This window comes from Streptomyces violaceorubidus, from assembly GCF_000717995.1.
In the GTDB taxonomy this organism is placed as follows: domain Bacteria; phylum Actinomycetota; class Actinomycetes; order Streptomycetales; family Streptomycetaceae; genus Streptomyces; species Streptomyces violaceorubidus.
In genome coordinates this window covers 117,818-125,044 of record NZ_JODM01000016.1, presented here as the reverse complement: position 1 = coordinate 125,044, position 7,227 = coordinate 117,818, and the positions used below count along the sequence as shown (strand labels likewise).

6 protein-coding genes, 1 pseudogene and 1 riboswitch are annotated in these 7,227 nt (G+C 69.9%); of the genes and pseudogenes, 5 read left to right on the top strand and 2 right to left on the bottom strand.

The features are described 5' to 3' along the window. Nucleotides 1-311, top strand: a pseudogene (locus IE94_RS0120260) (hypothetical protein); the annotation flags it as partial. Nucleotides 312-335: 24 nt separating this feature from the next. Here IE94_RS0120260 and IE94_RS0120255 read toward each other — a convergent pair. Both IE94_RS0120255 and IE94_RS0120250 read right to left on the bottom strand, forming a co-directional pair. Further along, a complete protein-coding gene (locus IE94_RS0120255; RefSeq protein WP_030186295.1) occupies nt 336-1,739 on the bottom strand; it encodes an alpha,alpha-trehalose-phosphate synthase (UDP-forming) in 1,404 nt (467 codons plus the stop codon). An 82-nt stretch (nt 1,740-1,821) separates the two neighbouring features. Next, complete coding sequence (locus tag IE94_RS0120250) at nt 1,822-2,766, bottom strand: glucosyl-3-phosphoglycerate synthase (RefSeq protein ID WP_030186293.1); 945 nt, start codon at nt 2,764-2,766, stop codon at nt 1,822-1,824. Nucleotides 2,767-2,915: 149 nt separating this feature from the next. Beyond that, nucleotides 2,916-3,063: riboswitch (SAM riboswitch) on the top strand. 17 nt (nt 3,064-3,080) lie between these two features. On the opposite strand from IE94_RS0120250, the gene thrC reads away from it, so the two are divergent. The 4 genes from thrC (at nt 3,081) to groL (ending at nt 7,207) form a co-directional block, all read left to right on the top strand. After that, complete coding sequence (gene thrC / locus IE94_RS0120245; RefSeq protein ID WP_030186290.1) at nt 3,081-4,373, top strand: threonine synthase; 1,293 nt, start codon at nt 3,081-3,083, stop codon at nt 4,371-4,373. Continuing rightward, nucleotides 4,370-4,645 (top strand): MoaD/ThiS family protein, encoded by a 276-nt coding sequence (locus tag IE94_RS0120240; protein ID WP_030186288.1) that lies wholly within the window; start codon nt 4,370-4,372, stop codon nt 4,643-4,645. Before thrC ends, IE94_RS0120240 begins: the two co-directional genes overlap by 4 nt. A 430-nt stretch (nt 4,646-5,075) precedes the next feature. Then, nucleotides 5,076-5,279: a cold-shock protein gene (locus tag IE94_RS0120235; RefSeq protein ID WP_004929928.1), complete on the top strand. Its 204-nt coding sequence runs from the start codon at nt 5,076-5,078 to the stop codon at nt 5,277-5,279. Between the two features lie 302 nt (nt 5,280-5,581). Next, complete coding sequence (gene groL, locus IE94_RS0120230) at nt 5,582-7,207, top strand: chaperonin GroEL (protein WP_030186285.1); 1,626 nt, start codon at nt 5,582-5,584, stop codon at nt 7,205-7,207. Nucleotides 7,208-7,227: the final 20 nt, after the last annotated feature.

Sequence of the window (7,227 nt, the reverse complement as noted above, 5' to 3'; positions counted from 1 at the left end):
CCCCCACCGCCACTCCCAGCGCCACCCCCGCCGACGGCGGCACGCGGCCGGACCGGGGCACGGGGGAGAAGTGCACGGACCAGGTGGACTACGCGGGCGACCCGAGGTCGAACGCCGAGATCAACTCGATCGGCGAGGACACCGGCACCTGCCCGCCGGTCCGGTCGGGCGGCACGCCGTCCGGCACCCCGAAGCAGGACGGGGAGAAGTGCACGGACCAGGTGGACTACGCGGGTGACCCGAGGTCGAACGCCGAGATCAACTCGATCGGCGAGGACACCGGCACCTGCCCGCCGGTCCAGGACAAGTAGCCCCGCCTCAGCCCCCTCAGACCCTCAGCCCCGCAGCGCGTCCAACTGCTCCAGGAACCACCGCGCCGGGGGCAGCGCGGTACCGGCCGCCGCGAGCCGCTTCGACCGCTCGGCGCGTTCCCCGGCCGGCAGGGAGAGCGCCTCGTGCAGGGCGTCCGCCGTCCCGACGACGTCGTAGGGGTTCACCACCACCGCGTCCTCGCCCAGCTCCTCGTACGCCCCCGCCTCCCGCGACAGCACCAGCGCGCACCCCGTCTCGGAGACGACCGGCACCTCCTTCGCGACCAGGTTCATCCCGTCCCGGACGGGGTTGACGAGCGCCACGTCCGCCAGCCGGTACGCCGCCAGCGACCGTGCGAAGTCGTCCTTCAGATTCAGCACGACCGGCGTCCACCCCGGGGTGCCGAACTCCTCGTTGACCGCCTCCGCGACCCGCCGCACCTCATCCGTGTAGTCCCGGTACACGGCGAGGTCCTGCCGCGACGGGTAGGCGAACGCGACGTGCACGACCCGCTCGCGCCACTCGGGCCGGCCCGCCAGCAGCTCCCGGTAGGCCAGCAGCCCGCGCACGATGTTCTTGGACAGCTCGGTCCGGTCCACCCGCACCACGGTGCGGCGCGCGCCGCCGTCCGGCGCGGTGCCGATCTCCTCGCGCAGGTCCGCCATCCGCTCCTCGACGTCCGCCTCGTGCGACCGCGCGCGCAGGAAGTCCCCGTCGGCGCCCAGCCCGTGCACGCCGATCTCCGTGCCGCCGAGCCCGCCCACCACGGCGTCGCAGCAGGCGGTGAACGCGTCGGCCCAGCGACGGGTGAGGAAGCCGAGCCGGTCGGCGCCCAGCATCCCGCGCAGTACCCGCTCGGCGATGTCGTCCGGCAGCAGCCGGAAGTAGTCGACCGGGGCCCACGGCGTGTGCGAGAAGTGGCCGATCCGGAGGTCGGGACGCAGCTCGCGCAGCATCCCCGGCACCAGCGTCAGGTGGTAGTCCTGCACGATCGCGACCGCGCCCTCGGCGGCCTCCTCGGCCAGCGCCTCGGCGAAGGCCCGGTTGTACGCCTCGTAGGAGGCCCACTGCCGCCGGAACTCCGCGTCGAAGACCGGCTCCAGGGGCGTCTGGTAGAGCATGTGGTGCACGAACCACAGCACCGAGTTGGCGATCCCGTTGTACGCGTCCGCGTGCACGTCGGCCGGTACGTCCAGCATCCGTACGCCGTCCTCGCCGACCCCGCGCCGCACCGCCTCGCGGTCGCCGTCTCCCAGCGCCGAGCACACCCACAGCGCACCGGCGTCGGGCCCGATGGCCGACAGCCCCGAGACGAGCCCGCCACCACCCCGTTTGGCGTGCAGCGACCCGTCCTCCCGCACCTCGTACGAGACGGGCCCCCGGTTGGAGGCGACCAGCACCTGAGCAGCACCGAAGCTTGAAGCCATACGCCTCAACCTAGCCCGGCCCCTCGGACCTCAAACGTTCCCCGGTGTCACCCGGACGGCGATCGGGTCACGCATCCCGCCGTCACGCCACCCTGCGGGCCGCGTACTCGGCGATCTCCGCCATCGGGGGCCGTTCCTCGGTGTCCACGGCGTAGGTGCGCGGCTCGAAGCCGTCGACGCCCCGTTCGAACTGGGTGAGGGCCGGGCGGACCAGGTGGCCGCGGGCCAGGCGGAGCTGGGCGGTGCGGTAGATCGCGGCGGCCATCCGGCCCAGCGCCCGCCCGTCCTGGTGGCGGTGGACGCGGACCCCCACGTCGACCTGCGCGAGCGCGTCCAGGCCCACCAGGTGCAGCGCGTCGACCAGCATGCCCAGCTCGACGCCGTAGCCGACCGGGAAGGGCAGCCGTTCCAGCAGGGAGCGGCGGGCCGCGTACTCGCCGCCCAGCGGCTGGACGAAACCGGCCAGCTGCGGCCAGTGCATGTTGAGCAGCGGCCGGGCCATCAGCTCCGTGACCCGGCCGCCCTGGCCGGGGGCGGCACCGAGCGGACGGTCGTACATGGCCTTGACCAGGTGCACGTCCGGGTCGGTGAGCAGCGGGCCCACGATCCCGGAGACGAAGTCGGCGGAGAACTCGCGCAGGTCGGCGTCGACGAAGCAGACGATGTCCCCGCCGGTGACCAGCAGCGAGCGCCACAGCACCTCGCCCTTGCCCGGCACGGCGGGGAGGCGGGGGAGGATCGCGTCGCGGTGCACGACGCGCGCGCCGGCCGCCGCGGCCACCTCGGACGTACGGTCGCTCGACCCGGAGTCCACGACCACGATCTCGTCGACGAGCGGGACCCGCTCCACCAGCTCCCGCCGGATCACCGTGACGATGTCGCCGACCGTCGCCTCCTCGTCCAGGGCGGGGAGCACCACGCTGACCGACTGCCCGGTGGCGTGCTTGGCGGCCAGAAGCCGCTGGACGGGGCGGTCACCGGCCGACCAGGAGCGCGCGTCCAGCCAGCGCTCGACTTCTTCCAGCACGTCCCGGGGCTCCTTTGTGATCCATCTCGCGGTACGGACGACTATCTCAACCGTCATGGCCGTCGGTTACAGTCTTGAACAACGCGTGGGACCGCCGCATGCCGGGGTCGCCGCGCGTACCGGCGAAGAACAGAAGAACAACTTCATACCGCTCATCCAGAGGGGCAGAGGGATACGGCCCGATGAAGCCCCGGCAACCCTCCAGCCGGCTCTTGTCACACAGACGTGGCGGGGCTCCCGGCTAGGGAAGGTGCCAAATCCGTCTCACGGCGAGATGCGTCGTGAGGAAGATGAGGAGAAAGGGCCTCGCCTCCATGGCTGTGCAGACTGCCGAAAGCACCACGAACTCCACCAAGCCCGCGGTCGACCTCGGCCCCGCCGCCGCCCTGAGCTGCCGGGAGTGCGGTCACCGGGTCCCGCTCGGACCGGTCTTCGCCTGCGAGGAGTGTTTCGGCCCCCTCGAGATCGCCTACGACTTCTCCGCCCACGACACCGAAGAGCTGCGCAAGCGGATCGAAGCGGGCCCCGCGAACATCTGGCGCTACGCCCCCCTGCTGCCCGTCCCGGCCGACGTCGCCACCAAGCCGAACATCAACCCCGGCTGGACCAAGCTCGTCAAGGCCGACAACCTCGCCCGCGAGCTGGGCGTCACCGGCGGGCTGTACGTCAAGGACGACTCCGGCAACCCCACGCACTCCTTCAAGGACCGCGTCGTCGCCCAGGCCATCGAGGCCGCCCGCGCCTTCGGCTTCACCACGCTCTCCTGCTCCTCCACCGGCAACCTCGCCGGTGCCGTCGGCGCCGCCGCCGCCCGGGCCGGCTTCCGCTCCTGCGTGTTCATCCCGCACGACCTGGAGCAGGGCAAGGTCGTCATGGCCGCCGTCTACGGCGGCGAGCTGGTCGGCATCGAGGGCAACTACGACGACGTGAACCGCTTCTGCTCCGAGCTGATCGGCGACCCGGCCGGCGAGGGCTGGGGCTTCGTCAACGTCAACCTGCGGCCGTACTACGCCGAGGGTTCCAAGACCCTGGCGTACGAGATCTGCGAGCAGCTCGGCTGGAAGCTGCCCGACCAGATCGTGGTGCCGATCGCGTCCGGCTCCCAGCTGACGAAGATCGACAAGGGGCTGAAGGAGCTGATCGAGCTCGGCCTGGTCGAGGACAGGCCCTACAAGATCTTCGGCGCGCAGGCCGAGGGCTGCTCGCCGGTCTCCACGGCGTACAAGGCCGGGCACGACGTGGTCCGCCCGCAGAAGCCGAACACCATCGCCAAGTCGCTGGCCATCGGCAACCCGGCCGACGGCCCCTACGTCCTCGACATCGCCCGCCGCACCGGCGGCGCCGTGGAGGACGTCACCGACGAGCAGGTCGTGGACGCGATCAAGCTGCTCGCCCGCACGGAGGGCATCTTCGCCGAGACGGCGGGCGGCGTGACGGTCGGCGTCACGAGGAAGCTGATCGAGAACGGCGTGCTGGACCCGTCGCTCACCACGGTCGTCCTCAACACCGGTGACGGCCTGAAGACCCTGGACGCGGTGGCCGGCACCGGCCTCACCGCCACGATCCGTCCCAACCTGGACTCCTTCCGAGAGGCTGGCCTCGCATGAGCGTGACCGTTCGTATCCCGACCATCCTGCGTACCTACACCGGCGGCAAGGCCGAGGTGAGCGCCGACGGCGCCAACCTCGGGGAGGTCATCTCCGACCTGGAGAAGAACCACACCGGCATCGCCGCCCGTGTCCTGGACGACCAGGGCAAGCTGCGCCGCTTCGTCAACGTCTACGTCAACGACGACGACGTCCGCTTCGAGCAGGGCCTGGAGACTGCGACGCCGGACGGCGCGGGCGTCTCGATCATCCCGGCGGTCGCCGGCGGCTGACGCGGGCGTAGATCCACCGCAGACACACCTTGTAGTGCGTATTGCCCTCTCCGTAAGAGAAACGGAGGGGGCAATTCCATGGGATTGAGCGCGGTAGAGTTGGGGAACGCGCTCCCGATCGGCACAACGGGAACCGTTGATTCCTGCCGCCCGCCCGACAAGAAGTAGCCAAAGTGCGAGCGTATTCTGCGGCTTATGTTCCCTTTGCGTGACCCGACTTGACCCGAATTCAGGCGAATTCTCGCCACATTCCGGACCGGGCGCGTCCAGATTTCTCGTCCGACTGACCTGTTGCAGACGGCAGTTGGGCAGATACATTCAGCCGCGGTCGACGCGTTCCGGCGCACGCCCCCAGTCGTGAGGGGGCGAGGTCTGACCCGGGTCCGCGAAGTGCGGATCTGTGCAAGGGCCAGTAATAGGGGAGTTAGGCATGGCTCAGGGCACCGTCAAGTGGTTCAACGCGGAGAAGGGGTACGGCTTCATCGCGGTCGACGGTGGTGCGGATGTTTTCGTCCACTACAGCGCGATTCAGATGGACGGCTACCGCACCCTCGAAGAAGGCCAGCGGGTCGAGTTCGAGATCTCGCAGGGTCAGAAGGGCCCGCAGGCCGACATGGTTCGCCTCAGCGCCTGAGACGCGCGGCCGCCGCAGCACCCGGTCTTCATCCGAAGGGCCCGTACCCGCTGGGTACGGGCCCTTCGGCCTGTTCGCGGGTGGCTGACGCGGCGGGCCCGATCCCGACAGGCGCTTGCACTCGATGGGGGCGAGTGCTAATCATTGCGTTAGCACTCTGAAGGTGAGAGTGACAACGAAGGACCGGGTCGGTGAGGCCCGCAGGCCGGGTGGGGAAGGAACCACAAGGCAGGCGAGCCGTCCGTCGCGGGCGCGGGCGCGGTCCGAAGGAATCACCCCCAGTCCTGGAGGGACCACTTCACATGGCCAAGATCATCGCGTTCGACGAGGAGGCGCGGCGCGGCCTCGAGCGCGGCATGAACCAGCTCGCGGACGCCGTCAAGGTGACGCTCGGCCCCAAGGGCCGCAACGTCGTCCTCGAGAAGAAGTGGGGCGCCCCCACGATCACCAACGATGGTGTCTCCATCGCCAAGGAGATCGAGCTCGAGGACCCGTACGAGAAGATCGGCGCCGAGCTGGTCAAGGAAGTCGCCAAGAAGACGGACGACGTCGCCGGTGACGGTACGACCACGGCGACCGTCCTCGCCCAGGCCCTGGTCAAGGAAGGCCTGCGCAACGTCGCGGCCGGTGCCAACCCGATGGCCCTGAAGCGCGGTATCGAGAAGGCCGTCGAGGCCGTCTCCGCCGCCCTGCTGGAGCAGGCGAAGGACGTCGAGACCAAGGAGCAGATCGCCTCCACGGCCTCCATCTCCGCCGCCGACACCCAGATCGGCGAGCTCATCGCCGAGGCCATGGACAAGGTCGGCAAGGAAGGCGTCATCACCGTCGAGGAGTCCCAGACCTTCGGTCTGGAGCTGGAGCTCACCGAGGGTATGCGCTTCGACAAGGGCTACATCTCGGCGTACTTCGCCACCGACATGGAGCGTATGGAGGCGTCGCTGGACGACCCGTACATCCTGATCGCCAACTCCAAGATCGGCAACGTCAAGGACCTGCTGCCGCTCCTGGAGAAGGTCATGCAGTCGGGCAAGCCGCTGCTGATCATCGCCGAGGACGTCGAGGGCGAGGCCCTGTCGACCCTGGTGGTCAACAAGATCCGCGGCACCTTCAAGTCCGTCGCCGTCAAGGCCCCCGGCTTCGGCGACCGCCGCAAGGCCATGCTCGGCGACATCGCCATCCTCACGGGCGGCGAGGTCATCTCCGAGGAGGTCGGCCTCAAGCTCGAGAACGCCACGCTGGACCTGCTGGGCAGCGCGCGCAAGGTCGTCATCACCAAGGACGAGACCACGATCGTGGACGGCGCCGGCTCCGCCGACCAGGTCCAGGGCCGGGTCAACCAGATCCGCGCCGAGATCGAGAACAGCGACTCGGACTACGACCGCGAGAAGCTCCAGGAGCGCCTGGCGAAGCTGGCCGGCGGCGTGGCCGTCATCAAGGCCGGTGCCGCCACCGAGGTCGAGCTCAAGGAGCGCAAGCACCGCATCGAGGACGCCGTTCGCAACGCCAAGGCGGCCGTCGAGGAGGGCATCGTCGCCGGTGGTGGCGTGGCCCTGCTCCAGGCCTCCCAGGTCTTCGAGAAGCTGGAGCTGACGGGTGACGAGGCGACCGGCGCCAACGCCGTGAAGCTCGCCCTGGAGGCCCCGCTCAAGCAGATCGCCGTCAACGGTGGCCTCGAGGGCGGCGTCGTCGTCGAGAAGGTGCGCAACCTGACCGTCGGCCACGGCCTGAACGCCGCGACCGGTGAGTACGTCGACATGATCGCCGAGGGCATCATCGACCCGGCGAAGGTGACCCGCTCTGCCCTGCAGAACGCCGCCTCCATCGCCGCGCTGTTCCTCACCACCGAGGCCGTCATCGCCGACAAGCCGGAGAAGGCCGCCGCGGCGGGCGCCCCGGGCGGCATGCCGGGCGGTGACATGGACTTCTGATCGACCGGTTCCGGTTGATC